Raw genomic sequence first — 26,652 nt, forward strand, 5'->3', positions numbered from 1 at the left:
TAGTGTTCACTTACTGATTTTTTTCATTTTGTCAGTTATCCACAAGTCATCCCCGATCTGTACCTTGATAAATCAGTGTAATAGCACTATCTTGTAACCCGCAAACAAATGAACCCCTATATGTTGTGTTTAAGCGACAATATATAGATAGACTTTGATCACAAAGCCGCCGCAAGCTTTACTCATATTGCACATAAACAAACAAAAATACGGCTTTTATCAGTTTTCTTAGGGAAATAAAGCAGAATGAACCAACAACTTACCGTCACCAAGCGTGATGGCCGTAAAGAAAGTATCGATCTGGATAAAATCCACCGCGTTATCACTTGGGCTGCAGAAGGTCTAGATAATGTTTCGGTTTCTCAAGTAGAACTTCGCGCTCACATCCAGTTTTACGACGGCATCACAACGACAGATATTCACGAGACAATCATCAAGTCTGCGGCAGACCTGATCTCTGAAGAGACTCCGGATTACCAATACCTAGCTGCTCGCCTAGCGGTATTCCATCTGCGTAAAAAAGCGTATGGCCAATACGAGCCACCAACGCTTTATGATCACGTGTCTCGCCTCGTCGATATGGGTAAGTACGATCAACATATTCTAGAAGACTACACAAAAGCAGAACTCGACGAACTTGATGCGTACATCGACCATAAACGCGACCTAAACTTCTCATACGCGGCAGTTAAGCAGCTAGAGGGCAAGTACTTCGTACAAAACCGTGTAACGGGCCAAATTTACGAAAGTGCTCAGTTCTTATATATCCTTGTAGCAGCGTGCCTATTTGCGAAATATCCAAAAGCAACGCGTCTTGATTACATCAAGCGTTTCTACGATGCGACATCGACATTTAAGATTTCTCTACCTACGCCAATTATGTCTGGCGTGCGCACCCCTACTCGCCAGTTCAGCTCATGTGTTCTGATCGAGTGTGGCGACAGTCTTGATTCTATCAACGCAACAGCAAGCTCGATTGTTCGTTACGTATCTCAGCGCGCTGGTATTGGTATCAACGCTGGTCGTATCCGTGCATTAGGCTCAGAGATCCGCGGTGGTGAAGCGTTCCACACTGGCTGTATCCCGTTCTACAAATACTTCCAAACCGCAGTAAAATGTTGTTCGCAAGGTGGTGTTCGTGGTGGCGCAGCGACTGTATTCTACCCAATGTGGCACGGCGAAGCTCGCTCTCTAATGGTGCTTAAAAACAACCGTGGTGTTGAAGAGAACCGCGTTCGTCACATGGACTACGGTGTACAGCTGAACAAACTGATGTACCAACGTTTGGTTGAGGGTGGCAACATCACACTATTCTCACCTTCAGACGTACCGGGTCTATACGACGCATTCTTCGAAAACCAAGAAGAGTTTGAGCGTCTATACGTGAAGTACGAGAACGATCCTTCAATCAAGAAAGAAACGGTTAAAGCGATTGAAATGTTCACTCTGCTAATGCAAGAGCGTGCATCAACAGGTCGTATCTACATTCAGAACGTGGACCACTGTAATACTCACAGCCCATTTGATTCTGAAGTAGCGCCAGTTCGTCAATCGAACCTATGTCTAGAAATCGCACTGCCAACGAAGCCATTAACTAACGTTGAAGATGACTCGGGCGAGATCGCACTATGTACGCTTTCTGCCTTCAACCTTGGTGCTATCAAGTCTCTAGATGATTTCGAAGAGCTATCTGATCTTGTTGTTCGTGCGCTAGATGCACTGCTTGATTATCAAGATTACCCTCTACCAGCGGCATACAAATCGACGATGAACCGTCGTACGCTAGGTGTTGGTGTGATCAACTTCGCTTACTACTTAGCGAAACATGGCGTGAAATACTCTGACGGTAGCGCAAATGGCCTGACTCACCGTACGTTCGAAGCAATGCAGTACTACCTACTAAAAGCATCGGTAGAACTGGCGAAAGAGCAAGGCAAGTGTCCTTCATTCGACGAAACGAACTACGCGAAAGGCTTACTGCCGATTGATACGTACAAGAAAGATATCGACCTAATTTGTGACGAAGCGCTGCACTACGACTGGGACAGCCTACGTAAAGAAATTATGGAGCACGGCCTACGTAACTCAACACTGACTGCGCTAATGCCGTCTGAGACTTCTTCTCAGATTTCAAACGCCACTAACGGTATTGAGCCACCACGTGGTTATGTTTCAGTAAAAGCTTCGAAAGACGGTATTCTGAAGCAAGTTGTACCTGAGTTCACTGAACTTAAAGACAACTATGAACTGCTTTGGAACATCGGTTCGAACGACGGTTACCTACATCTTGTGGGTATTATGCAGAAGTTTGTTGACCAAGCTATCTCTGCTAATACTAACTACGATCCGTCACGCTACGAGACTGGCAAGGTACCAATGAAGAAACTACTTCAAGACCTGCTAACAGCGTACAAGTTTGGTGTGAAAACGCTTTACTACCATAACACTCGTGATGGCGCAAAAGATGAACAGAAAGACGCTGTTCAACCACAAGATGACGATTGTGCTGGCGGCGGTTGTAAGATTTAATCTACCCGCACCTAACACTCCGTAAAGACAGACTATCGATAACCTCCCCTTATGGGGAGGTTTAAAAGGAATTGAGGCATTATGGCTTACAGTACTTTTAACCAAAAAAAGAATGACCAATTGAAGGAACCAATGTTCCTAGGTCAATCAGTAAACGTTGCACGCTACGACCAACAAAAGTTTGAGATTTTCGAAAAGCTTATCGAGAAACAACTTTCTTTCTTCTGGCGTCCAGAAGAAGTAGACGTATCTAGCGACCGTATCGATTACAACAAACTGCCAGATCACGAGAAGCACATCTTCATCTCTAACTTGAAGTACCAAACGCTTCTAGACTCTATCCAAGGTCGTAGCCCTAACGTGGCACTGCTGCCGCTTGTATCTCTGCCGGAACTAGAGACTTGGATTGAGACTTGGTCTTTCTCTGAAACGATTCACTCTCGTTCTTACACGCACATTATTCGTAACATCGTGAACGACCCTGCTGTGGTATTTGATGATATCGTTGAGAACGAGCACATCCTGAAGCGTGCAAAAGACATCGCGCACTACTACGACGATTTGATTCAAGCGACGAATGATTACCATCGCTACGGTGAAGGTGAGCATGTCCTTAACGGTGAAACGGTTAAGGTTAGTCTGTACGACCTTAAGAAGAAACTGTACATCTGTCTGATGTCTGTGAACGCTCTAGAAGCGATTCGTTTTTACGTAAGTTTCGCATGTTCTTTCGCTTTCGCAGAACGCGAACTAATGGAAGGTAACGCGAAAATCATCAAACTGATTGCACGTGATGAAGCGCTTCACCTGAACGGTACGCAACACATGATCAACCTGCTACGTAACGGTCAGGATGATTTCACTTTCATGCAAATCGCAGAAGAAGCAAAACAAGACTGTTTTGACCTATTCAAAGAAGCGGCTGAGCAAGAAAAAGAGTGGGCAGAGTATCTATTCAAAGATGGCTCGATGATCGGTCTAAACAAAGACATCCTAAGCCAATATGTTGAATACATCACCAACATCCGTATGCAAGCAGTAGGTCTACCTGCAGCTTATCCAGAGGCAACAACCAACCCAATCCCATGGATTAACGCTTGGTTGTCTTCAGATAATGTTCAAGTTGCGCCTCAAGAAGCGGAAATTTCTTCTTACCTTGTGGGTCAAATTGACAATGAAGTTCGCGCAGACGACTTCGAAGGATTCGAGCTGTAATGGCAACACTCAAAATCAACAAACTCATCAGTATTGAATCCAACCCTTCCAATACAATTTTGGAAACAATGGAGCAAGCTGGCTTATTACCAGAATACAACTGTCGTGATGGGCACTGTGGCGCTTGTCGCTGCAAGTTGGAATCTGGTGAAGTGGAGTATGTTGGTTTTGCCATGGCTTACACGCAAAGTGATGAGATATTACCTTGTATCTGTAAAGCAAAATCGGATTTGTCACTCAGTGGCGTTAACTACGCGATGAAAGAAAAGCAGCGCGCATAACGTGACTCGACGGTATAAAACGCAAAAGCCAAGGTGATTACCTTGGCTTTTTTGTATCTACGTGTTTTATCTCTCAGGCTGTTATAGGTCTCTGGTTATAAAGCACTACCTGGGAGATGCATCTCTTTAACTTTCTCTAAAAATGCATAATGTGCAAACATCGGTTTACGTTCTAGGTAACGACGCAACAAGTCTAGTGCTGCCGTGCTGATCACTTTAACTTGATCATTGCGCGGATACTTTTTCGAGAGTTTATATAACGCTCCCCACTCGCCTGACGGTGTCGATAAAGCGACGGAAAAAACACCCTCTTCAATATCACCAGTGACGAGTGATAAATCCGTCCCACACTTCTCTCGCGTCGCTCCTGCCAGAGCAAACGTTTCTGCTAATGGGTCTCCGCTGTTGCTCATCGCTTGAGTCTGGCTTGGTAGTACCCAACCATGTCCAAGTTGCCTTTCAGCGTTTTCATCACTATTTAACCAATAAGTTAAGTATCCACCACTGCTTTTTTCGGAAACCGACACGGTTAACTCTTTATCCACCAACAGCTGGCCGACATTTTCAACCATAGGTAAATCAATACTAACGGTATTGCTTTCAAGATGCTTATTGATCATCTGTACCAACTTCAAACGCTGTTCAAACTGGTCAGAAGGGCCAAAGAGTTTCACTTCAATAAAAGGTAAGTAAGAGCGATAACCAAGCTCATACCCTTGAGGAAGTTTTAGCTGATCAAGCTTGTCCGAGATGCCGGATTCGGAAAGGCCAAACGTATAGATTCGACTACAACATGAACCTTGCACCTCTGGAAAAGCTCTTCTCAGATCAGGCAAAATTTGCGTCTCTGCCATAAGCTTAAATTCACTTGGCACACCCGGCGTAAAATAAAAAATGGCATCATTAATCAGCATCTTGAAACCACAGGCCGTGCCTATCGGGTTATCCAGAATCTCAGCCGTTTCTGGTAGCATGGCTTGTTTTAAATTACTGTCTGGCATTGGGATGCCACGTCGAGCATACAAACTTTCTAGATGCTGCAACCACTCTTTGAAAAGCACGAGTTTACACTCAGCAGCTCTCGCTGCGGCGGCCGCACTCATATCATCGGTCGTTGGCCCTAAACCACCATTCACGATCACCACGTCATTGTTGAAGCTCAACATTAAAAACTCTTCAACCAAGCTCGACAGGCTATCACCAACCGTTGAGCGCTTTGTTAAGCCAAATCCATGTTGATAAAACAGGCTAGATAACCATGCCGCATTAGTATCAACAATATCACCGTGGAGCACTTCCTCACCGGTACTAAGCATTGCTATTTTCACAACTGACTCCTGAACATAAGCACAATCCTATTATTCGTTATAGTGCTTATTTTTCTTTTTATTTGGACGAATCTCGACGAGATATATTGGGACTAAATAAGGATCAAGTATTTAAATGGTTGATGTTTTGAGGGATAATTGCGAGCCCGATCATCACACCATCAACTCGGAGACCTTTGTGTCAAAATCATCCATGTTCAAGAAAACTCTAACTGGCCTTTGCTTGACTTCGTCAGCGCTTGCGCACGCAAGTCAGTACGATATGACCAGTCATACGGAGTTTTCTTACACACCTGATTGCTTGTCAGGTTACTGCGAAACGACGACTCTGTACACCTTCGAGTCTCAAAATCGCGGTCTTATGTTTGAACAGAATAATGATGATTCATTAAATCTTGATGCAGGGCTTCAGCCTAAACATCTCATTATCCCTCAAGATAAAGACTGGGATTACCTCATGGGTCAAACATACACCATTCTTGGCCTGAGTATCGCAACCGTTGGTATGATGACTTTCCTTCCAGAAAGTATCACTAAATGGGACGAAGAAGACCGAGACATGAGTAAGCTGGGTCAAAAATGGAAAGATAATGTCTCTGACGGGCCTGTTTGGGATCGTGATGAACATGTCCTCAACTACATCATGCATCCTTATTTTGGCGGCGTTTACTACACAGCCGCACGCCACGCTGGCTATAACGAGTTTCAGTCATTCTTGTACTCCGCAACCATGTCAACGTTCTTTTGGGAGTACGGAGTAGAGGCATTTGCAGAAGTGCCATCTTGGCAGGATATTTTTATCACACCATTCTTTGGTGCTGTGGTTGGCGAAATGATGCTCACTGCTGAGCAAGATATTGTAGCAAACGGCGGCGAAGTCATGGGCTCTGAAACCGTCGGTGATGTATCACTCTTCTTCCTAAACCCTGTTGGGCATATCCATTATTGGGTAACCGATGCATGGGGCGGTAGTGCAGAACTACAATTTAATTCATCACCTTGGTTTGGTAATCAAGACGTCGCAAAATTCGCAATGGACGCAGGCGCCAACTACGACAGCCAATTTTACGGTGTCGAACTAAAAGTAACATTTTAGCCTTGACTTGAGTTGATACTCAGTAGAAAAGCAGCCTTATGATGGCTGCTTTTTTGTGCCCTAAACATCGTTTTAATTATTTGCTTCACGAATTAGTGTCAAAAATTGACTTTCATCAAACATAACCCTCCCCTAGCACCTACACTAAATAAAAGGATTTATTCCAATAACTTAAGTAGCACGTTTATTCGTACTGCGTCCAAACCTTATTCCAGGAGGGGACATTATGAACACCGTATTTATTGTTAATTTTGTCGGACAAGCGTCACCCGCAACCATCAAAGAACTCGCAGCAATCACTCATGAAAATGGCGGTAAATGGCTGATAAGCAAAGTAAACTTTATTGAAGATCAAGTTGCAGGTGTCATCAAAGTAGAGCTTCCAAGAGAAAATGCCGACATCGTTAAAGAGGCGTTCTCTTCATGTCAAACTCTTGTGGTTAGGTTCGTTGACTCGGATCCTCACTCGCATCGTGAAGACACTATCTTTCAGCTTCGCTTAGATGCCAACGATAGAGCAGGTATTGTGAATGAAATTACTCACGTTCTCGATAATCAAGGCATTTCAATTCTAGATATGGATTGCCAACGCGTATTCATTGCAGGCGGCGGTGGGGTAAGCTCCAGCTTATTCAGCGCAAAAATGGCGATTAAATTGCCTAGCGAGCTAGAGATAGAGGACGTGGCTAATGAGTTAGAATCTCTGAGTGAAGACACTCGTGTAATTGTAGAAAGCTAACTGCATACCTTTAACGCTTCCCCAATAAAAAAGAGCAGCAATTCAGCTGCTCTTTGTCGTTCTAATACTCAATACGTTTTATTTCACCGACCACTGAGATAGTGAACGTTTGAAATCAGAGTAGTCAAATTCATTCAGTTTTTGAATGTCACCATTCGAGCGTTCACAGTAAACCGAAGGCATACGTAGACCGTTAAACCAGTTCAGTTTCACCATGGTGTAACCTGCACTATCTAGAATGTGAAGACGCTGTCCGATCTCGAGAGGCTGTTCGAAGTTCGCCACGCAAAACTGGTCACCAGCTAAACAAGAGCACGATCCAATCACGTATTCATGTTCACCGTTTTCAGATGCTTCAAGAATTGACGCTGGCTCGTTGTAGATAAGCGTATCCAAACGGTGAGCTTCTGTTGCTGAATCGACAATCGCCGTCTTCTTCACGTTCTCCACGATATCAACCACTGTTACGACAAGATCGGTTGTCTTAGTGATGATCGCTTCACCCGGCTCTAGATACATTTGTACGCCGTGTTTCTCTGAGAATGCTTTAAGCGCTAAACCCAACTTCTCGATGTCGTACCCCGGCCATGTGAAGAAAACGCCGCCACCCATGCTTACCCAGTCCAGCTTATCTAGGTACTCGCCAAACTGCTCTGAAATAGCATCGAGTAAGCCGATAAACGCATCCACGTCTTTGTTCTCACAGTTCATGTGGAACATCACGCCATCAATACCATCAAAAATTTCCGGTTTGATGTGGTCAGCCTGAACACCAAGACGAGAGAATTGACGAGCTGGGTTTGCTAAGTCTTGCCCTGCGTAGCTCACACCTGGGTTTAGGCGCAAGCCAATCGATGCTTTACCTTCGACAATATGACGATAAGCCGCTAACTGTGACTGAGAGTTAAAGATCATCTTGTCACAGATGTCCGCCACGTCGCGAACGTCATCTTCGCTGTAACCCACACTGTATGCGTGTGTTTCGCCGCCAAACGTTTCGTAGCCAAGCTTCACTTCAAACGGGCCAGAGCTGGTTGTTCCGTCTAAGTAAGGCTTGATGATGTCGAATACACCCCATGTTGAAAAGCACTTCAGTGCTAATACAAGCTTCACACCAGAGATGTCTTTTAGCTGTTTTGCTTTCTCTAGATTCTCAATCAGCTTGTCTTCATTGATCATGAAGTATGGCGTTTTTAGTTCGTTTTGTTGCATTTTGATACCTTACGTCCCTTCGCCTTAGCAAAGGCACTATAAAATCGAACAAAGCCGACGCAAGTGCATCGGCTTAAACGTACAAATAAGAGTCGCTAAATTCTTACTTCAATTTATGGATAACAGGTTGTCCTGGCTCCAGTTCTTGAACATGCCAATCTAGACCAATCGATGGCATGGTTTCTAGGAATGGGTCTGGATCTAGCTGCTCCATGTTGAACACGCCTTTGTCTGCCCACTTACCACGGAAAAACTGCAAAGCCGCGGTGATCGCAGGTACGCCAGTGGTGTATGAGATAGCTTGGTGTTCAACATCTTCGTATGCAACTTCGTGATCTGCGTTGTTGTAGATGAACACACTGCGCTCTTTACCGTCTTTTTTACCTTGAACCCAAGTACCGATACACGTTAGGCCAGTGTAACCAGGAGCTAGTGATGTTGGATCTGGCAGCAACGCTTTAAGCACGTGCAAAGGTTGAACAACCGTGCCGTCGTGAAGCGTTAGTGGATCTGGGCTGAGTAGACCGATGTCACGCATTACATTGAAGTAATTTAGGTAACGGTCACCAAAGCCCATCCAGAATTCGATACGTTTCGCCGGGATGAACTCTTGCATAGATCGAACTTCGTCGTGCGCCATTGAGTACACTTTATGTGAACCACAGTTCGGGAATTCAAACTCAAGCATACGTGAGTGACAAGGTACTTGTTTCCACTCGCCGTTTTCCCAGTAGAAGGAATCACCTTGAATCTCAAGCATGTTCGTTTCTGGGTCAAAGTTAGTTGCGAACTTCTTACCGTGGTCACCTGCGTTTACATCCATTACGTCGATAGTATCGATTTCATCGAACAGATGTTTCACCGCGTATGCAGCAAACACCGATACTACGCCCGGATCGAAACCGGCACCAAGAATACCTGTGATACCCGCCTCTTCAAACTTCTCACGGTAGCCCCACTGCCAATCGTAAGCTTGAGGTACTTGTTGGCCTTCAGAACACAAATCAACCGCAACAGATGTATCAAGGTATGACACTTTAGCTTGGTAACATGCTTCCATAATAGACATGTTCACCCAAGGAGGACCTGCGTTGATCACTAAGTCAGGTTGTACTTCTTTAATTAAAGCAACTAAAGAATCTACGTCGTCCGCGTTTACCGCACGAGCTTCTAGTTTCTTAGTTGAATCTTTCAGATTGTTTTTCTTCTGAATCGATTCGATGATTTTCTCACACTTACCTACGGTACGTGATGCGATTGTGATATCACCCAGAACGTCGTTGTTTTGTGCTGCTTTATGTGCAACTACCCAGCCAACACCGCCTGCACCAATCTGTAGAATTGCCATAGTTTTCCGTTACCTTTGTTAAACTAGCTCTGCCGCTAGCGTATTGATTTTTGAGAGCAAAGATTCAAAGTCCGCCGTCGTCAGACACGGGTTCAAAATCGTAAATTTCAATGCAGTTTTATCGTCAACAATGGTTTCACCCAATACCGCGATACCGCGTGTTAACGCTTCTAAGCGCAACGTTTTGTTCAGTTCGTCAAGATCCGCTGATTCATGTGTCGCGCGGAACAGAACCGTAGATAGTGATGGTTCAGCCAACAACTCAAAGTGTTTGTTATCTCGAATCATGTCCGCAACTTCAAGCGTCTGATCAAGCAAATGATCGTACATATCGCCTAGGGCTTTTGGCCCCACGCTTTGCATCGTCATAAACACTTTTAGCGCATCAAAACGCTTAGTTGTAGCAATAGACTTATCCACTAAGTTCGGCAGTTCGTCGTGTTCGCGGTTCAAATAGTCTGCGTGATGAAGCAGGAATTTAAAGTTAGACTTGTCATTCACCAACAGCGCGCCACAACTGATGGTTTGGTAAAACAACTTGTGGAAGTCTACGCTGATGGAGTGTGCACGCTCACAACCTTTCAGACGGGCTTTTTGGCTACTTAGAATCAGAGCTCCACCGTATGCACCGTCGACGTGCATCCACATGTCATGTTTCGCTGCCATATCGGCGATAAAGTCTAGGTCATCAATAGCACCGTGATCCGTTGTGCCCGCTGTGCCGACAATTGCAAATGGGATCAAACCTTCTGCTTTTGCCTGATTTAGAACTTCGTCTAACTTAGTGACATCCATCGTTCCATCGGCATTAGCATCGACGGTCATAACCGCTTTTTCACCCAATCCCATCCAAGACGCTGATTTTTGAACCGTGAAGTGGGATTTTTTCGAACACACTATACGCAGCTTGTCTGCGTATTCAGGAAGGCCAAGCTTTTGAATTGAGTGTGCACTGAGTTTGTCAGCAATCCAATCACGCGCAAGCATCAAACCCATTTGATTACTTTGCGTGCCGCCGCTCGTGAAGATACCGTCCGCTTTTCCACCTAACTCGTATTTATCGCATAGCCAGTTCACAACTTTCTGTTCAACATAAGTCGCTGATGAAGCTTGATCCCATGAGTCCATTGATTGGTTCAAAGCCGCAATCATTGCCTCTGCGGCAATAGCAGGCATCAACGGTGGAGTATGAAGGTGAGCGATACAATCTGGATGTTGAGTAAAAATCGCGTTTTTCGCGACCAACTCGGCTGCATCATCAATAACCGTTTTGAGAGGCGCATTTTTATTGTCAAGATCAACAGCATGGATCGCTGCTTCCAATGCTTTTGGATCCATACCTGAGTATGGTGCAGCAACCTGTTCAAACACTGATTTCATTGCTGTCGTAGTGTGATTCATCACCGAAGCAAACTCATTGCTGCCCAACTCTCCAGTGTGGATGAAATGCTTCTTCCATTCATCTTGTGGCTGAGTTTCGATGTGACTACCGCCGGCGGCTAAAATCGCGTCTTCAAATACACGTAAAGCAAAGTCGATTTGCTCAAACGAGATGATAAGAGGAGGAAGGAAGCGAATTACTGCGCCTTCACGTCCGCCTTTCTCAACGATCAAGCCACGCTCAAGTGCTGCGCGTTGAATGGAAAGAGTGAGTTCACTATCCGCTTGAGGTTCGCCAAATTTATTGAGCTCACCGTTTGGATTTTTAATCTCCACACCAAGCATCAAGCCTTTGCCACGTACTTCTGCGATACAGTTCACGCGCTTTTGAATGCTTTCAAGACCATAGCGCAAATACTGGCCCGCAATATTGGCGTGCTCAACCAGATTGTCACGCTGGATGATTTCTAATGCTTTCGCACCAGAGACCATGGCTAACTGATTGCCACGAAACGTACCTGTGTGTTCGCCCGGCTTCCAAGTATCATGCTGCTTGTTGATAACCAATAACGACATTGGTAAGCCACCGCCAATAGCTTTTGATAAACACAGGATATCTGGAACAATGCCCGACTCTTCAAATGCGAAATTGTAGCCAGTTTTACCAACACCACACTGGATCTCATCGAAGATCAGTAAGATACCGTGTTCATCACAAATACGACGTAACTCTCGCAGCCAGAATGCTGGCGCAGGAACAACACCACCCTCACCTTGCACTGGCTCAACGATGATCGCAGCAGGCTTCATAATGCCCGATTCATCATCGTTTAAAAGACGATCGATATAGCGAATGCTTGCTTTCGCACCTTCATCACCGCCAAGTCCAAATGGACAACGCAAATTGTATGGGAAAGGCATAAAGTGCACGTCTGACATTAAACCAGTTCGACGCGCTTTCGTACCTAGGTTGCCCATCATGCCCATTGTGCCGTTAGTCATACCATGATATGCGCCACGAAAAGCAAACATGGTGTTACGACCAGTAGTCTGCTTTGCGAGTTTGATCGCGGCTTCAACTGCATCGGCTCCAGACGGACCACAAAATTGGATAACGCTGTTCTCACTTAACTCTTGAGGAAGAAAGGATTTAACAGATTGAATAAACGTCGTTTTTGCTGATGTTGCAATATCTAGCGTCTGATATGGCAGACCCGAATCTAATTGCTCTTTCAGAGCTTGGTTTATTTCAGGATGGTTATACCCCAAAGCTAGAGTGCCCGCCCCCGCAAGGCAGTCTAAAAAGATCTGTCCACGTGTATCTTCAACCAAGCAACCAAAAGCTTGTTTGATTGCGATTGGCAAGCGACGTGGATAAGAACGTACTTCAGATTCATGCTCAGCCTGATCAATCAATACTTGATCTGGCGTTAAGTCATACGTTCCCTCGACGATAGGAACCTGAGACGAAAAAATGTTTGCGATATTGCTATCGACTTCAAAGGCAGTGCTCATACTACATAATCCCTTGAATTATAATAATTCTATATCCTGTATTAATAATCATTGGAATGAAGTTACAGGAGGTGTGTATACCCCTCCGCATTTGTCAGTGCAAAATGACAAATACAGATCATCTGCCACGATATTCGTGACTTTATATGTAAAAGGGATTAATCAAGGTTCCGTAATGCACCCGTTTTGTAAAACAGGACATTTCGGCAGTATGAAGCTGATTAGTGTGTGTTTATTCAAAGGTTTCAATGTTGGGTTTCCCATTAATATGCCGCTTTTACAGCATTAGTATCCCGTCTATCGACAAAAGGCTTTGCCGATACCTACCCTACGCAGTGTCACAATCAGCTTGAATGGTCACTACGCGTATCCCCCAGAGATCAAACGTTGTTAATTACGCTCCGAGATTGCGCGCGAATTTATCACAAAATAAAATCTTCTGGCAACGATTTTTCATATTAGTAACAGTGACGCAAATCACAACAAAGTTCCCCCTAGTGATATTTGTACATTCATACTCATCTACAACGCTTTTCTTCTTTTCTCAAATACCTGTTATTTAAACAAATATCCTTACAATATCAGCGCCATGAACCAAAACGGTTTATGAACATACCACTCTCTAATCGTAGAACATTATTTTCAGTATCCAAGGTATTTAACAGAGCTAGTATTTACGTTACTGCTCAGCCTAAAGCGATGAGTCTTTATTCACAGAACTTTGATTGACTAAACTTAAACTAGCTGGATGGGTATGGCCATGAAGTGACGTTGCTATGACTAAAATTAACAAGAAGTTAAGTTAGTAAGCTGAAGGAGCTCAGTGCTTAACGAAATCCATCACAGAGAAGAAATTTAAGATTTGAAGAAATACAAAAAAGGCCCAACATTTTCATGCTGGGCCTTAAATCTGGAGCGACACACGAGGTTCGAACTCGTGACCTCAACCTTGGCAAGGTTGCGCTCTACCAACTGAGCTAGTGTCGCGTTTAATATGAGATGGTGCCCCGGGCCGGACTTGAACCGGCACAACGCGAACGTCGAGGGATTTTAAATCCCTTGTGTCTACCAATTCCACCACCAGGGCACACAAATATTCTTTGTGATGCCTTTACAGAAAAGTAAAACACCATCTGATACCGCTAACGCCATATCAATAAAATTTGGAGCGACACACGAGGTTCGAACTCGTGACCTCAACCTTGGCAAGGTTGCGCTCTACCAACTGAGCTAGTGTCGCATTTATTCTCGAAAGCCATTCACTCTCAAAAGAATAATGGAGGCGCCTCCCGGAGTCGAACCGAGGTCCACGGATTTGCAATCCGCTGCATAGCCACTCTGCCAAGGCGCCTCATTTGTGAATAAAGCTAAGCTTTTTCACCACCCTACTGAGCTGTGCTCTCTTGGGTACGGGATGCATTCTACGGATTCGAGCGATCGAGTCAACACTATTTTTATTTTTTTAAATCGTTTGACTAGAATTTGTGCGAAAGACGGTAGATTGCTTAGTTTTAATACTAAAAATCGCTTAAATACACTTGTTTATCATAAAACTTTGGCTACGCCTTACACTGCTGGCCGTGCGTTACGTGTATTGAAGCGTTAACAATCAGGAGACTCGCTTCTCTGAGACTCTCCAAGGGCAAAAACAAGACTTAGATCACATATGGAATTCTATCGAAACAGGAACTCTCAGATAGAAATTTCAAGCATGGCCGTTAGCAAGCATTAAAAAACGTGAGAAGCAAAGAAATGCTGTAGATTATCTTAGATACAAAAAAGCAGGCTATTAAGCCTGCTTTCTAATATCAGAATTTAATGATGCTCTTCATTCAACAGATCATCTTTCGCAGCTGCTAAATATTGAATCATTGACCAGTACGTCAAGAAAGTTGCCACATACAAGGCCGCAAAGCCTAGCCAAACCATCCATTCATCGTAACGCCATATCAACACCCATAAGGCGAACATTTGCGAAACAGTTTTTACTTTGCCAACCCAAGATACCGCAACACTCGCTCGCTTACCGATTTCAGCCATCCATTCTCGCAATGCTGAGATAATGATTTCTCGCGCAATCATCGTTACCGCAGGAATGGTCACCCAAATTGAATGATAATGTTCCGTGATTAGAATCAATGCCGTTGCCACTAGCACTTTATCAGCGACAGGATCAATAAACGCGCCAAAACGAGAAGTTTGGCCAAGTTTACGGGCCAACATACCGTCAAGCCAGTCAGTAAAACCCGCTACCCAAAACACCATTGCTGCTGCAAACGGTGCCCATGAATAAGGTAGATAAAAGACAACCACAAAAACAGGGATTAGGAACAGTCTAAGAAGAGACAGAATGTTCGGGATATTCAAACGCATTTTATTATTCTCTTACACATTGCGGCTTAATGTTGCGCGATTTTCCTTATTGTTTCAATGCTTGGAAAATAATTTCTGCTAAAGAGTGACTTATTCCCGGTACTTTGGCGATTTCTTCGACACTTGCACGTTTAAGTTCTTGTAACCCACCCATGTACTTGAGTAACGCCTGACGTCGTTTAGGGCCGATTCCCTCAATCCCTTCAAGTGCACTAGTACGTCTGGTTTTACCTCGCTTAGCACGATGCCCCGCTATAGCATGGTTATGGCTTTCATCACGAATATGTTGAATAAGGTGCAGCGCTGGAGCATCGCTTGGTAAATGAAACTCGTCCCCATCGACTGTAATCAGCGTTTCTAAGCCTGGTTTGCGAGTGACCCCTTTCGCAATACCAATCATGATGGGACGCTTTGGCCAATCACCCCAATATTGCGAAATAATATCATGCGCACGATTTAACTGACCTTTACCACCATCGATAAAGATGATGTCGGGAATTTTCTCTACGTCCAATTGCTTCGAATAACGGCGCTCCAACGCTTGCCCCATTGCAGCGTAATCATCACCACCGGTAATCCCAGTAATGTTGTAGCGACGATACTCTTGCTTTACGGGGCCTTCGTTGTTGAACACCACACATGACGCAATCGTGCTTTCACCCATAGTATGGGAGATATCAAAACACTCCATTCGAGCTATAGACTCCAACTTCAATGTTTCGCGAAGCGCATGAAAACGCTGATTAATCGTCATCTTGTGATTGATTTTGGTGGTAATCGCCGTTAGTGCATTCGTGTTCGAAAGCTTGAGATACCTTGCTCTAGAGCCAGTTGGCGAGGTATGGAAATGAACCTTACGACCAGCAACTTCACTTAACGCTTTCTGTATTGGCGCGATATCTTCTGCCAACTCTTGATTCAAAATAATACGAGAAGGAATCGTGCGTGCTTCGTTATGGCTCAAATAGTATTGAGTCAGAAAACTATCGAACACTTCCTGCTGGCTTGTATTTTGTGGGATTTTCGGAAAATGGCTACGGCTACCAAGCACTTTGCCTTGGCGTATCATCAGGATATGGATACACGCGATACCATTCTCCTGAGCAAACCCGAGTACATCCATATCATCCATGCTGTCTTCTGAGACGTACTGCTGCTCTTGAACACGTCTAATCGCTTGGATTTGATCGCGAAATTTAGCGGCATCTTCAAAGCGCAATTGCTGACTGGCAACTTCCATTTTCTCGATCAGTTGTTTGAGTACTTGCTGGTCTTTGCCTTGCAAAAACATGCGCACAAAGCCAACCAACTCTGCGTATTCTTCATCAGAAATGATGGTATCAACGCATGGCCCTGCACAACGGCCAATTTGGTACATCAAACATGGGCGCGTTCGGTTGGAATAGACAGTGTCTTCACACTGGCGCACAGGAAATATCTTTTGCAGCAAATGCAATGTTTCTCTTACTGCACCAGAATCTGGGTAGGGGCCAAAATATTCACCTTTGCGCTTCTTGGCGCCACGGTGGATAGAAAGCCGTGGGTGCTTATGACCGCTAATAAAGATATAAGGGTAAGACTTATCATCTCGCAGCAAAACATTGTATTTCGGTAAATACTGCTTGATGTAGTTATGCTCTAAGATGAGCGCTTCTGTCTCAGTGTGAGTCACTGTGACGTCAATTTTGGCGATATTACTGACAAGCGCGCGAGTTTTCTCACTGTCTACTTTTTTCCGAAAGTAGCTTGAAAGGCGCTTTTTTAGGTCTTTGGCTTTACCTACATAGATGACAACAGCTTCGGCGTTGTACATTCTGTAAACGCCGGGCTGATGAGTTACTGTCTTGAGAAAGGAAGCCGAATCGAAGGGAGGATTCACACTAAAGGGTCTCGGTGTCCAGCATTCCGTGGCGAATCGCTAAGTGAGTTAACTCAACGTCACCATTAATGTCCAATTTACTAAAGAGTCGGTAGCGATAGCTGTTGACTGTCTTTGGACTTAAATTAAGTTGCTCAGAAATATCCGTTACCTTTTGACCTTTGGTGATCATAAGCATGATCTGCAATTCACGTTCGGATAAGTCTTTAAAAGGGTTCTCAGAGGCTGGAGAAAATTGACTCAATGCCATCTGCTGCGCAATCTCTGGTGAGATGTAACGCTGCCCACTATTAACTACACGAATCGCATTCACCATTTCATCAGGGCCAGCACCTTTGGTTAAATAACCAGACGCACCTGCCTGCATCACCTTGGTTGGAAACGGGTTTTCTGTATGAACGGTAAGTACGATGATTTTCACATCAGGATTCACGCGAAGAATTTTTTTAGTGGCTTCCAAGCCACCAATTCCTGGCATGTTCATGTCCATTAAAACGACGTCAGCATGATTACTGCGACACCATTTTACTGCATCTTCACCGCTGTCAGCTTCTCCTGCTACGTTCATTCCACGGACGTCTTCAATAATACGTCGTATCCCTGTGCGAACCAGCTCGTGATCATCTACAAGGAAAACATTTATCAAACTTGTATCTCCACACTTTGTATTGGTTCTGCACCCACATAACCATTATTTGTTAAATGTGGATATCAGTATGACTGCCTATATACTAACGTAATCGACAAAAAATTGCTTTCTATGAATATGTGCTGAAACGCAAACTTTAGCAAGAACTTATTCATAAACCACTCTATTATTTTAGAGCGTGATGAGCAGAACCGAAATCTAAGAAAAGACAATTAACAACATTAAGTACAATAAATCAAGTAACTAGGTTTCATATTGCCCAGAGAAACACGCTATAACTTAAAATGACACTATCCCTCTTGCACCAAAGGCTAACTTGTAATCACTAATTCCAGCAAAAATTTGAACCGTTTTCTTTACTGGTTATTTTTACAGTTCTTAATGTTAAACTAGCGTTCTTCAAGTTTTCTAAGGTTTCTCACATTTGAATATCCAACAAGGCTTTCTGCTTACTCGACAGGCACGAGACATCAAAGGTCAAACTCAAATCGAGCTGTGGCTTTCGACAGAAGCAGGTCCTACTCAGTTAATTATTAATGGTGAGAAGCCAGTATTTTTCATCGCTCAGAAACACTCAGAGCAAGCAAAAACACTCGCGCGAGAAAAAAACATACCCGTCGACATCCGCCTTTTGGATCTCAAAACGTTTGAACATACGCCTCTTTCTGCATGCTATACCAACGTAACCAGAGACGCTCTCACACTTAAAGACACGTTCGCTCAAAATGATATCACTACGTACGAAAGTGATATTCGCCTCGCCGATCGCTACCTCATGGAGCGTTTTATTAAAGGCAGTATTGAGTTTACAGGCAATGTGACTCGTACCAATGGCTACCAACGCGTCCAGAACGCAAAATGCCGTACGGGGCAATATGAGCCGAAGTTAAACGTTGTCTCGTTAGATCTAGAATGCTCTGAGAAAGGCATTCTTTACTCCATCGGATTAGACAGCGTCATGGATTCCCGCGTTATCATGATCGGAGAACCAGAACCTTCGGATACACCGATACAATGGGTCCAGGATGAAAAGGCGCTTCTAGAAGCACTCATCGATTGGTTTAAACAATTCGACCCCGATGTCATTGTCGGTTGGAACGTCATTGATTTTGACTTTCGCCTGCTACACAAACGAGCAGAATGGCACAACATGAAGCTAATGCTTGGCAGAGCAGAGCAAGCCAGCTTTTTTAGAAGTTCATCTCAAAGCCAACAAGGGTTTATCTCCATTCCCGGGCGAGTTGTGATGGATGGTATCGATACGTTAAAAACGGCTACTTATCACTTTCGGTCTTGGTCATTAGAGTCTGTATCTCAAGAACTCTTGGGGGAAGGTAAAGAAATCCACAACGTTCATGACCGTATGGATGAAATCAATCGTATGTACCGCTCCGAAAAACCATCGCTGGCTAAATATAACTTACAAGACTGCGTGTTGGTGAACAAGATTTTCAATCACACTCACCTGCTCGACTTTGCAATAGAGCGTTCTCGGCTCACTGGTGTAGAACTGGATCGTGTAGGCGGTTCGGTTGCAGCATTCACAAACCTATACATGCCTCAGATACACCGAGCAGGCTACGTTGCCCCAAACCTACACCCTGAAAATTGGATTGCGAGCCCCGGCGGTTACGTGATGGACTCCATCCCTAACCTATATGACTCCGTTTTAGTATTGGACTTTAAGAGTCTATATCCATCGATTATTCGCTCTTTCTTGATTGATCCTATGGGTTTGGTTGAGGGGTTATTACTCGATATTGGAAAAGAAGATAATCAGGCTGTACCTGGCTTTCGCGGTGGTCAGTTCCATCGTACGAAACACTTTTTACCAGAAATGATTGAAAAGCTTTGGGCAGCACGTGATGTTGCAAAGAAGAACAATGAAAAAGCTTTTTCTCAGGCAATCAAAATCATCATGAACTCGTTTTATGGCGTACTGGGATCATCGGGATGTCGTTTCTTTGATACTCGGTTAGCTTCTAGTATTACCATGCGCGGACATGAGATCATGAAGCAAACTAAAGTGCTGATTGAGGAACAAGGCTATCAAGTGATTTACGGCGATACGGATTCCACATTTGTGTCGTTGAATCGACCATACAGTCAAGTAGAAGCCGACGCTGTTGGAAATCAATTAGTTGATTACATCAACTCTTGGTGGCAAGAACATCTGCGCTCTGAGTACAACCTAACATCTATGTTGGAAATTGAATATGAAACCCACTATCGCAGATTCCTTATGCCAACGATTCGTGGCGCAGAAACTGGCTCGAAAAAGCGCTATGCGGGTTTAATCGGTGAAGGAGAGCAAGAGCGGATTGTATTTAAAGGGTTAGAAAGTGCCCGTACTGACTGGACCTCGTTAGCACAGAAATTTCAAAATACACTCTATAGCATGATTTTCCATGGTGAAGACCCAAGCGACTATGTCCGAGAGATGGTTGAGAAAACTAACAACGGTGAATTTGATGAACAGTTAGTGTATCAAAAGCGACTGCGCAGAAAACTGCATGAGTATCAGAAGAACGTCCCGCCACAAGTGCGTGCAGCTCGTTTAGCGGATGAGATAAATGCCAAGCTTGGACGCCCATTACAGTATCAAAACAAAGGACGAATTGAATACATTATAACCGTGAACGGTCCTGAACCTTATGAGTACCTCAATAGCCCGATTGATTATCAACATTACATTGATAAACAACTCAAACCCGTTGCAGATGCGATTCTCCCTTTCATTGGGACGGATTTTGACAGGCTTTCAGCGCCTCAAATGGGGTTGTTTTAACCGATACGAAACTCTGTTTTCTGGTACTGTTTGACTAACCAATCACCAAACGCATCAATTAGCCCGATAACAGAACGCTTGGGAATACCCCGGCCAGAAAGTAAAATTTCTAGCCGCTCGATCTCAAGCTGCTTTTCAGGATGATAAGTTAAGAATACCTTGCCACATTGTATAGGGTCATCAAACCAACGTTTATCTCGATACATCACCAAAGAGTATGACGCCCTTAGTAGCTTTTTAGCAATCACGCGTTGAGCGGCCACCTGCTCTTCTATCGTCTTCGCTTGGACGATTTTTTTGCGATACACCGTAATCCAATCTTCCACATCCATATTCCAGTGCTTAGCAATTTCCCAACTTGGGACGTAATCACCAAAACAGTCTGCTAGATCATCACCATAAACACAGACACAGCAATGCTTAAGCATAAAGCCCCAAGTGAAAATACTATCTAAATTAGCTACTTCGCTCACTAAGGCTGTACGGACCGATACACCATTAACTTGAGGGTAACTCTGCTGCGCACGCCACTTAATTGTGTTGAGCAAAGTCGCGCGATTGTGCTCAAAGGATGATTGAGTAACGACAACCAGGTCTAAGTTCGACCTCCCAGCGACCGCTGTTTTGCGAGCGACGCTACCATACACATAAACGCTGTGTAAGTTTTGCCCCAGTCCACCTTTGAGACAAGCGGTGACTTCTCTAATTAAAGGCGCAAACTCTGGTTGAAATGGTTGTTTAGGATCGATAACAGGCAGAGACATGACTTAAAACGTGTTCTCAGATGGTTCAAGAAGTTGGACTATATGTTCTCTTAGCCGACTCACTGAATCAAGTCCATTCAGGTGTTTAGTCATGGGAGTAACAACAAATTTCTGCAATGAATTTTAATGCTAGGCGGCTAACTTAGCGCTATAATCACCGAGTTTTGCTTAATAAGTATGAATAGGAATATACAATGCCAAAGGCAAGTGAAATCAAAAAAGGCTTCGCAATCGAGTCTAATGGTAAAACTCTTCTAGTTAAAGACATCGAAGTAACGACTCCTGGCGGTCGTGGCGGCGCTAAAATCTACAAAATGCGTTGTACAGATCTAAACACGGGCGCACGTGTAGATGAGCGTTACAAGTCTGATGACGTTGTTGAAACGGTAGAAATGAACAAACGTGCAGTTGTGTACTCATACGCTGACGGCGATGAGCACATCTTCATGGATAACGAAGACTACTCACAATACACATTCAAGCACAATGAAGTTGAAGACGACATGCTGTTCATCAACGAAGATACACAAGGTATCCACATTATCCTTGTTAACGGTGCTGCTGTGGGTATTGAACTACCATCTTCTGTTGAGCTAGTGATTGAAGAAACTGACCCTTCAATCAAAGGTGCTTCTGCATCTGCTCGTACTAAACCAGCACGCTTCGCTTCAGGTCTTGTCATCCAGGTTCCTGAGTACATTGCAACTGGTGACCGTGTTATCATTAACACAGCTGAACGTAAATACATGAGCCGAGCATAAGCATGTCTGATTTGATTTCTTACGACGACGTCATCGACGCAGCGTACGACATTTTCCTTGAGATGGCTCCAGATAATCTAGAGCCTGCTGACGTGATTCTGTTTACTGCGCAATTTGAAGATCGTGGTGCCGCAGAACTTGTTGAAACTGGTGATGACTGGATTGAACATGTTGGCTTCGAGATCGACAAAGAAGTATATGCAGAGGTTCGTATCGGCCTAGTAAATGAGGAAAATGACGTTCTTGATGACGTATTTGCTCGTATGCTAATCAGCCGAGACCCTGAACATAAGTTCTGCCATATGCTTTGGAAACGCGATTAACGTTTCTTCATCATGATAAAAAATACCAGCCTAGCGCTGGTATTTTTTTATCTGCTGTTTTTGTTTAGCTGCGATATTTGTTTATCCAAACACCCTTCTCTATATCGGCTTTAGATCCTTTCGCTATGTAACAGATAAGAAAAAGGCTTGCCAAGTTGGCAAGCCTTTCTGATGTTTTGCTATCGATTAACGATGCTTGTTACGTGCACCTTGATCACCAGCGGTCTTCTTCGGCTTACGACGAGAAGGGTTGTTGCTGCGACCTTTTGGCGTGTTAACACGCTCTTCATGGCGCTTAACTGCGCGACGAATTTTTTGGCTGCGTGCACGCTCACGTTTGCGTGACGTGTTGTCTTTGTTCAGATCAAGCATGGTTTCTTTCTCTGGACGAAGCTCTACAAGCTCACGCAAGTAGTTTACTTCTTTCAGGTCAAGCTCCATCCAACCACCACGAGGCAGTTTCTTGTCTAAGAAGATGTCGCCGTAACGAACACGTTTCAGACGACTAACGGTACACTCTTGCGATTCCCATAGTCGACGAACTTCGCGGTTACGACCTTCGTTGATAACAACGTAAAACGTGTGGTTCATGCCTTCACCACCCGCGTAAACAACATCTTCGAAGCGAGCTAAACCGTCTTCCAGTTCAACACCTTTTACTAGATTACGAACTTTCTGTTCAGTTACTTCACCGAACACACGTACTAGGTATTCACGTTCAACTTGGCGGCTTGGGTGCATTAAGCGGTTCGCCAGTTCACCATCCGTTGTGAAAAGCAGAAGACCAGAAGTGTTCGCATCCAGACGACCAACTGAAATCCAACGAGAGCCACGAATTTTTGGCAGACGATCAAAAACAGTACGACGACCTTCTGGATCGTGACGAGTACACAGTTCACCTTCAGGTTTGTAGTACGCAAGTACACGACAAATCACTTCTTCTTGAATCTTTGCAGAGACAATGTGACCATCGATACGAACTACGCTGCTCTCGTCTTCAAGTCTTTCACCAAGCTTAGCGACTACACCGTTCACGCTAACGCGACCAGATTTAATTAACGATTCAATCTCACGACGAGAACCGTGACCAGCACGTGCTAATACTTTTTGTAACTTTTCGCTCATTTATCTACCTATGTGTCGTCTTCACAGACGTCTAGACCAGGATTGGTCTGTATTTTGCTAATTACCCATTTCAGTGGGATTTTTCGGTCCGACATTATACGTAACTTTCTCAGTTAATGTAAGCTAAATCGGCGCCATTCTCCACACCCAAAATTCACTTTAAAACATCGAAAATATTTACTCTATTCTGCAACTTTTTTCCTACTTAATGCTGATATTGCCCAGCGAGAATCCCACTAATATCGGTCTTCCCGAGCCACTTTAACCGTGCAGTACCTGATAAAATTGTCAGGGTTACAACGATAACCACTTGGGGTGTGTTTACTGTTCGTGTTGCTTTAAAAACAACGAAGAATAAGCCGTCCCTGTTTGCTGCTAAGTAATACCAATCATCGTGGATAAATGAGCACTCATAGCAAGAAAGAAGCATCGGTAAGTCACTATTTACTATTACGTTATCGTGTATTTTAACTAGCTAGATTGGCTCTGCATTTTCGGCGATTGGCATAAATCAGACAAAAAGGAATAGAACAATGTCTATGCTAAATCTAGACCTAAATTGGATTTTTGGGACATCTCAAGATGACAATATGACCGGTACAAAAGGGTCTGAAACAACCGATATTTTCTTCGGCTTCTGTGGTGATGATAAGTTCGTAGGATACGGAGGAAGTGATGTTGTCTTCGGGGGCTGGGGAGACGATACCTTGCTCGGTGGCCGAGGGAACGACTTTGTTTCTGGCGGCTTTGGCAACGACTTCCTATCAGGCGGATTAGGAAATGACAAGCTCTTTGGTGGTTGTGGCGATGATACAATTTTTGATTACTCAGGCAACAACTACTTGAGTGGGGGTTGGGGTAACGACACGCTCGTCGTTGGCGATGGTGAATCAGTACTGAGCGGCGGCTGTGGAGACGACACTTTCGTGCTTACAAACCGCCTGGCTATTGGTGTACCGGATCAACCTGTATCCTCCAACGATATTGATATTAAAGCCGATATTGTCGATTTTAATATTTTTCATGACAAACTTGTCTTCGATATGGGCAGAGACACCGACAATGATGGCATTCGCGATACGTTCTTGGATTCAGCGGATGATCTGACTTTATCTTATAATGAGTGTGGCTGGGCAGTATTCTCTAGTGATGAATACAATGTCGAAGTAACATTAAACGGCGTGAGCTCTGCATACATCAACTATGCTGAACAAAATGGTATCGACATTTTCGATTTCGCTTAATCTCAAACAGTTAAGTTCAATGAGATATTCGATATGACAACTAAAATAGGAGGCGCGATGCCTCCTATTTTGTTTGACGGTGGTGTACGTCTATTAGTCGAATTATTCGAATGGTGCCGGGTCACCTGATCCCAAACGCACCACAACAGGTTCACCTTCGCTAAAGTCAATGACGGTCGTAGGTTGTTCACCTAAGTAACCGCCATTAAGAATCACATCAACCGCATGTTCTAGTTTATCGCGAATATCTTCCGGATCAGACTCTGTTACGTCACTGCCAGGTAGAATCAACGACGTAGACATCATCGGTTCACCTAATGCTTCCAACAAGTCCAAGGCAATTTGATTGTCTGGAACACGGATACCGATGGTCTTACGTTTCGCGTTCATCAAACGACGCGGCACTTCTTTCGTGCCTTTGAAGATGAAGGTGTAAGGACCTGGTGTGTTGTTTTTCAGTAGTCGGAATGCAGAGTTATCTACTCGCGCATATAGAGAAAGCTCCGACAAATCACGACACAATAAAGTAAAGTTATGCTTATCATCCAGACGACGGATCTGACAGATTCGTTCCAGTGCCTGTTTGTTCTCCAACTGACAGCCAAGTGCGTACCCTGAATCGGTAGGGTACACCACAACGCCGCCGTTACGAATGATTGCTACTGCTTGATTAATCAAGCGAGCCTGTGGGTTTTCTGGGTGAACGTAAAAAAAACTGGCTCATTGTAATTCCTCATTATCGAGCCTCTCGGCTCTATATTCTTATGTGGAGCTTGAATGCCGCCTTGTTGTGTTTTATCAAGTGACTTCAAGATTCAAAGTGTTGTTCAGTTCCAACGACAAGGAAAGCCACATTAATACCCAATATACACTTTCCAGTTATTTGATGCTGAAACCCACGCTTTGAGGTTACTTTGATATATCCAACGAAGGATCAATACCCCAACCTTTCCAAACTGGTTCGACGCCTGCGGGCAACCAAAGGTTCCTTCCTAGCTCCATCCAAGGGGATGGGTAGTGAAAATCACTGCCTTGAGACGCTAATAGTTTGTATTGTATAGCATAATCAGCCAAGTTGCGCCTTTCTTGTTGCGCTTGCTGCGGCTGTGCAACTTCCATCGCATCGCCGTTTGCTTCTACAAACGCTGCTAGAAGACGCTTAATCCACTTCGCTGTCAACTTATATCTTCCAGGATGCGCTAATACCGCCAAACCACCAGCAGCATGGATAGCATCAACCGCATCTTTCATCGAGCACCAATTCGGTGGTACATAACCTGGGTTATTACGCGTTAGGTATTTTTTAAACACCATTTGCATGGTTTTTGCGTAACCATTATCCACCAACCATTTCGCGAAGTGCGCTCTCGTAACAGGCGCATCACCGGCGATCTGCCTTACTTCTTCGAGCACACCTTCCCGAGTTGCTTTTTGTAGTCGCTCTGCAATCAACTCTGACCTTGTTATGCGGTGCTGCTTCTGCTGCTCGATGAGGGCGGATAATTGTTCATTTTCCGGTTCGATATTCAAACCAACAATATGAATGTCTTTGTTTTGCCAGACAGTCGATATCTCAATGCCGTTGATGATTTTGATCGGTAAATTATTGTCTTGAACGTGTTGCTTGGCTAACGCCAAACCGTCAACCGTATCGTGATCAGTGATCGCCAAAACCTCGATATCAAAACTCAGCGCCCTTTCCACTAAATCTTTAGGCTCTAACCGACCGTCCGATGCAGTGGTGTGACTATGTAAATCAATTCTCATATTTTTATCGTTTTAATGCTGTTTTGGGGTTGACTTTTTACTCTCGCACTAGTTAACTAGTACACAAATACAAAGTACGTAATTTAAGGTTCACCATGTTACAAGAATTTAACCAAAACCAAAAAGCGAAAGTTGCGGTTTGTCTTAATAAGACAAACTCATCAGATCTTGCTTGGTGGCGCACTTGGACTAGTTCTTGGTGGGCAAACGTATACTTCTAGTTTATAGAACCAAACGTTGTAAAGCCCGCTACTTAAGCGGGCTTTTTTGTTTTGTTGCTCATTTCACATTCAACTGCCTAAACATTAATCGAATATGGCTAACTCTAGATTGGGA

The 26,652-nt window shown here is 44.2% G+C and carries 21 protein-coding genes, 4 tRNA genes and 1 other annotated feature; of the genes, 10 read left to right on the forward strand and 15 right to left on the reverse strand.

Translation table 11 applies throughout. From position 1 onward, the window contains the following. Nucleotides 1-246: 246 nt before the first annotated feature. The 3 genes from nrdA to yfaE all read left to right on the forward strand — a co-directional run bounded on the left by nrdA (nucleotide 247) and on the right by yfaE (nucleotide 4,025). Nucleotides 247-2,529: a class 1a ribonucleoside-diphosphate reductase subunit alpha gene (gene nrdA, locus EX191_RS10800; protein ID WP_005394788.1), complete on the forward strand. Its 2,283-nt coding sequence runs from the start codon at nucleotides 247-249 to the stop codon at nucleotides 2,527-2,529. A gap of 81 nt (nucleotides 2,530-2,610) precedes the next feature. After that, entirely contained in the window at nucleotides 2,611-3,744 is a 1,134-nt protein-coding gene (gene nrdB, locus EX191_RS10805; RefSeq protein WP_005376818.1) for a class Ia ribonucleoside-diphosphate reductase subunit beta, read from the forward strand. Further along, nucleotides 3,744-4,025 carry a class I ribonucleotide reductase maintenance protein YfaE gene (gene yfaE / locus EX191_RS10810; RefSeq protein ID WP_005376817.1) on the forward strand — a complete coding sequence of 94 codons (282 nt, stop codon included), beginning with the start codon at nucleotides 3,744-3,746 and terminating at the stop codon, nucleotides 4,023-4,025. Before nrdB ends, yfaE begins: the two co-directional genes overlap by 1 nt. A gap of 95 nt (nucleotides 4,026-4,120) precedes the next feature. Here the strand turns inward: yfaE and EX191_RS10815 are convergent, their stop codons facing one another. Then, nucleotides 4,121-5,353 carry a CinA family nicotinamide mononucleotide deamidase-related protein gene (locus EX191_RS10815; RefSeq protein ID WP_134647470.1) on the reverse strand — a complete coding sequence of 411 codons (1,233 nt, stop codon included), beginning with the start codon at nucleotides 5,351-5,353 and terminating at the stop codon, nucleotides 4,121-4,123. Nucleotides 5,354-5,546: 193 nt separating this feature from the next. Between EX191_RS10815 and EX191_RS10820 the strand changes: the two genes are divergently transcribed. Beyond that, complete coding sequence (locus tag EX191_RS10820) at nucleotides 5,547-6,449, forward strand: DUF3943 domain-containing protein (protein WP_031780425.1); 903 nt, start codon at nucleotides 5,547-5,549, stop codon at nucleotides 6,447-6,449. 226 nt (nucleotides 6,450-6,675) lie between these two features. Continuing rightward, on the forward strand, nucleotides 6,676-7,188 hold the full coding sequence (locus EX191_RS10825) for a glycine cleavage system transcriptional repressor (protein WP_005394795.1): 513 nt from the start codon (nucleotides 6,676-6,678) through the stop codon (nucleotides 7,186-7,188). 78 nt (nucleotides 7,189-7,266) lie between these two features. Here the strand turns inward: EX191_RS10825 and nspC are convergent, their stop codons facing one another. The 10 genes from nspC to uvrY form a co-directional block, all read right to left on the reverse strand. Beyond that, on the reverse strand, nucleotides 7,267-8,400 hold the full coding sequence (nspC, locus tag EX191_RS10830) for a carboxynorspermidine decarboxylase (protein WP_005394797.1): 1,134 nt from the start codon (nucleotides 8,398-8,400) through the stop codon (nucleotides 7,267-7,269). Nucleotides 8,401-8,503: 103 nt separating this feature from the next. After that, a complete protein-coding gene (locus EX191_RS10835; RefSeq protein WP_012841628.1) occupies nucleotides 8,504-9,748 on the reverse strand; it encodes a carboxynorspermidine synthase in 1,245 nt (414 codons plus the stop codon). Nucleotides 9,749-9,766: 18 nt separating this feature from the next. Further along, on the reverse strand, nucleotides 9,767-12,643 hold the full coding sequence (locus EX191_RS10840) for a pyridoxal phosphate-dependent class III aminotransferase (protein WP_193447737.1): 2,877 nt from the start codon (nucleotides 12,641-12,643) through the stop codon (nucleotides 9,767-9,769). 911 nt (nucleotides 12,644-13,554) lie between these two features. Then, nucleotides 13,555-13,630, reverse strand: a tRNA-Gly gene (locus EX191_RS10845). Between the two features lie 13 nt (nucleotides 13,631-13,643). Then, nucleotides 13,644-13,730, reverse strand: a tRNA-Leu gene (locus EX191_RS10850). Nucleotides 13,731-13,807: 77 nt separating this feature from the next. Beyond that, nucleotides 13,808-13,883: transfer RNA gene (locus tag EX191_RS10855), tRNA-Gly, on the reverse strand. A 37-nt stretch (nucleotides 13,884-13,920) separates the two neighbouring features. Then, nucleotides 13,921-13,994: transfer RNA gene (locus tag EX191_RS10860), tRNA-Cys, on the reverse strand. A 464-nt stretch (nucleotides 13,995-14,458) separates the two neighbouring features. Then, nucleotides 14,459-15,016, reverse strand: coding sequence for a CDP-diacylglycerol--glycerol-3-phosphate 3-phosphatidyltransferase (gene pgsA / locus EX191_RS10865; protein ID WP_005394805.1), 558 nt, complete (start codon nucleotides 15,014-15,016; stop codon nucleotides 14,459-14,461). 46 nt (nucleotides 15,017-15,062) lie between these two features. Continuing rightward, a complete protein-coding gene (gene uvrC, locus EX191_RS10870; protein WP_025767270.1) occupies nucleotides 15,063-16,895 on the reverse strand; it encodes an excinuclease ABC subunit UvrC in 1,833 nt (610 codons plus the stop codon). Between the two features lies 1 nt (nucleotide 16,896). Then, the gene (gene uvrY / locus EX191_RS10875; protein ID WP_005386783.1) at nucleotides 16,897-17,541 is read right to left on the reverse strand and encodes a UvrY/SirA/GacA family response regulator transcription factor; all 645 of its coding nucleotides are present in this window, start codon (nucleotides 17,539-17,541) and stop codon (nucleotides 16,897-16,899) included. A gap of 427 nt (nucleotides 17,542-17,968) precedes the next feature. On the opposite strand from uvrY, the gene EX191_RS10880 reads away from it, so the two are divergent. Beyond that, complete coding sequence (locus EX191_RS10880) at nucleotides 17,969-20,332, forward strand: DNA polymerase II (protein ID WP_193447738.1); 2,364 nt, start codon at nucleotides 17,969-17,971, stop codon at nucleotides 20,330-20,332. On the opposite strand, the gene EX191_RS10885 is transcribed toward EX191_RS10880, so the two are convergent. Beyond that, nucleotides 20,329-21,096: a nucleotidyltransferase family protein gene (locus tag EX191_RS10885; RefSeq protein WP_012841624.1), complete on the reverse strand. Its 768-nt coding sequence runs from the start codon at nucleotides 21,094-21,096 to the stop codon at nucleotides 20,329-20,331. The two genes, EX191_RS10880 and EX191_RS10885, sit on opposite strands and share 4 nt — an antisense overlap. Nucleotides 21,097-21,290: 194 nt before the next feature. Between EX191_RS10885 and efpL the strand changes: the two genes are divergently transcribed. Further along, nucleotides 21,291-21,857, forward strand: coding sequence for an elongation factor P-like protein EfpL (efpL, locus tag EX191_RS10890; RefSeq protein ID WP_005376801.1), 567 nt, complete (start codon nucleotides 21,291-21,293; stop codon nucleotides 21,855-21,857). 2 nt (nucleotides 21,858-21,859) lie between these two features. Further along, nucleotides 21,860-22,180 carry an HI1450 family dsDNA-mimic protein gene (locus tag EX191_RS10895; RefSeq protein WP_021709119.1) on the forward strand — a complete coding sequence of 107 codons (321 nt, stop codon included), beginning with the start codon at nucleotides 21,860-21,862 and terminating at the stop codon, nucleotides 22,178-22,180. 186 nt (nucleotides 22,181-22,366) lie between these two features. Here the strand turns inward: EX191_RS10895 and rluB are convergent, their stop codons facing one another. Next, a complete protein-coding gene (rluB, locus tag EX191_RS10900) occupies nucleotides 22,367-23,305 on the reverse strand; it encodes a 23S rRNA pseudouridine(2605) synthase RluB (RefSeq protein ID WP_005376798.1) in 939 nt (312 codons plus the stop codon). Nucleotides 23,306-23,838: 533 nt separating this feature from the next. Here rluB and EX191_RS10905 point away from each other — a divergent pair. Further along, a complete protein-coding gene (locus EX191_RS10905; RefSeq protein WP_193447739.1) occupies nucleotides 23,839-24,549 on the forward strand; it encodes a calcium-binding protein in 711 nt (236 codons plus the stop codon). 102 nt (nucleotides 24,550-24,651) lie between these two features. Here EX191_RS10905 and EX191_RS10910 read toward each other — a convergent pair whose 3' ends face one another. Further along, the gene (locus EX191_RS10910; RefSeq protein WP_054701252.1) at nucleotides 24,652-25,227 is read right to left on the reverse strand and encodes an L-threonylcarbamoyladenylate synthase; all 576 of its coding nucleotides are present in this window, start codon (nucleotides 25,225-25,227) and stop codon (nucleotides 24,652-24,654) included. Nucleotides 25,228-25,458: 231 nt separating this feature from the next. Beyond that, nucleotides 25,459-26,316, reverse strand: coding sequence for an RNase RNM (gene rnm, locus EX191_RS10915; RefSeq protein ID WP_193447740.1), 858 nt, complete (start codon nucleotides 26,314-26,316; stop codon nucleotides 25,459-25,461). A gap of 95 nt (nucleotides 26,317-26,411) precedes the next feature. On the opposite strand from rnm, the gene trpL2 reads away from it, so the two are divergent. Further along, nucleotides 26,412-26,537, forward strand: a complete 126-nt coding sequence (trpL2, locus tag EX191_RS10920; RefSeq protein ID WP_005394819.1) for a tryptophan operon leader peptide — start codon at nucleotides 26,412-26,414, stop codon at nucleotides 26,535-26,537. After that, nucleotides 26,484-26,587, forward strand: a sequence feature (Trp leader region). Its footprint overlaps the gene before it by 54 nt. Nucleotides 26,588-26,652: the final 65 nt, after the last annotated feature.

This window comes from Vibrio chemaguriensis (assembly GCF_012275705.1).
In the GTDB taxonomy this organism is placed as follows: Bacteria; Pseudomonadota; Gammaproteobacteria; order Enterobacterales; family Vibrionaceae; genus Vibrio; species Vibrio diabolicus.

Bases quoted from the DNA above. Each gene is read 5' to 3' on its own strand.
- nrdA (WP_005394788.1), top strand. From the start codon at position 247: ATGAACCAACAACTTACCGTCACCAAGCGTGATGGCCGTAAAGAAAGT.
- nrdB (WP_005376818.1), top strand. From the start codon at position 2,611: ATGGCTTACAGTACTTTTAACCAAAAAAAGAATGACCAATTGAAGGAA.
- yfaE (WP_005376817.1), top strand. From the start codon at position 3,744: ATGGCAACACTCAAAATCAACAAACTCATCAGTATTGAATCCAACCCT.
- EX191_RS10820 (WP_031780425.1), top strand. From the start codon at position 5,547: ATGTTCAAGAAAACTCTAACTGGCCTTTGCTTGACTTCGTCAGCGCTT.
- EX191_RS10825 (WP_005394795.1), top strand. From the start codon at position 6,676: ATGAACACCGTATTTATTGTTAATTTTGTCGGACAAGCGTCACCCGCA.
- nspC (WP_005394797.1), bottom strand. From the start codon at position 8,400: ATGCAACAAAACGAACTAAAAACGCCATACTTCATGATCAATGAAGAC.
- EX191_RS10835 (WP_012841628.1), bottom strand. From the start codon at position 9,748: ATGGCAATTCTACAGATTGGTGCAGGCGGTGTTGGCTGGGTAGTTGCA.
- EX191_RS10840 (WP_193447737.1), bottom strand. From the start codon at position 12,643: ATGAGCACTGCCTTTGAAGTCGATAGCAATATCGCAAACATTTTTTCG.
- pgsA (WP_005394805.1), bottom strand. From the start codon at position 15,016: ATGCGTTTGAATATCCCGAACATTCTGTCTCTTCTTAGACTGTTCCTA.
- EX191_RS10885 (WP_012841624.1), bottom strand. From the start codon at position 21,096: ATGTCTCTGCCTGTTATCGATCCTAAACAACCATTTCAACCAGAGTTT.
- efpL (WP_005376801.1), top strand. From the start codon at position 21,291: ATGCCAAAGGCAAGTGAAATCAAAAAAGGCTTCGCAATCGAGTCTAAT.
- EX191_RS10895 (WP_021709119.1), top strand. From the start codon at position 21,860: ATGTCTGATTTGATTTCTTACGACGACGTCATCGACGCAGCGTACGAC.
- rluB (WP_005376798.1), bottom strand. From the start codon at position 23,305: ATGAGCGAAAAGTTACAAAAAGTATTAGCACGTGCTGGTCACGGTTCT.
- EX191_RS10905 (WP_193447739.1), top strand. From the start codon at position 23,839: ATGTCTATGCTAAATCTAGACCTAAATTGGATTTTTGGGACATCTCAA.
- rnm (WP_193447740.1), bottom strand. From the start codon at position 26,316: ATGAGAATTGATTTACATAGTCACACCACTGCATCGGACGGTCGGTTA.
- trpL2 (WP_005394819.1), top strand. From the start codon at position 26,412: ATGTTACAAGAATTTAACCAAAACCAAAAAGCGAAAGTTGCGGTTTGT.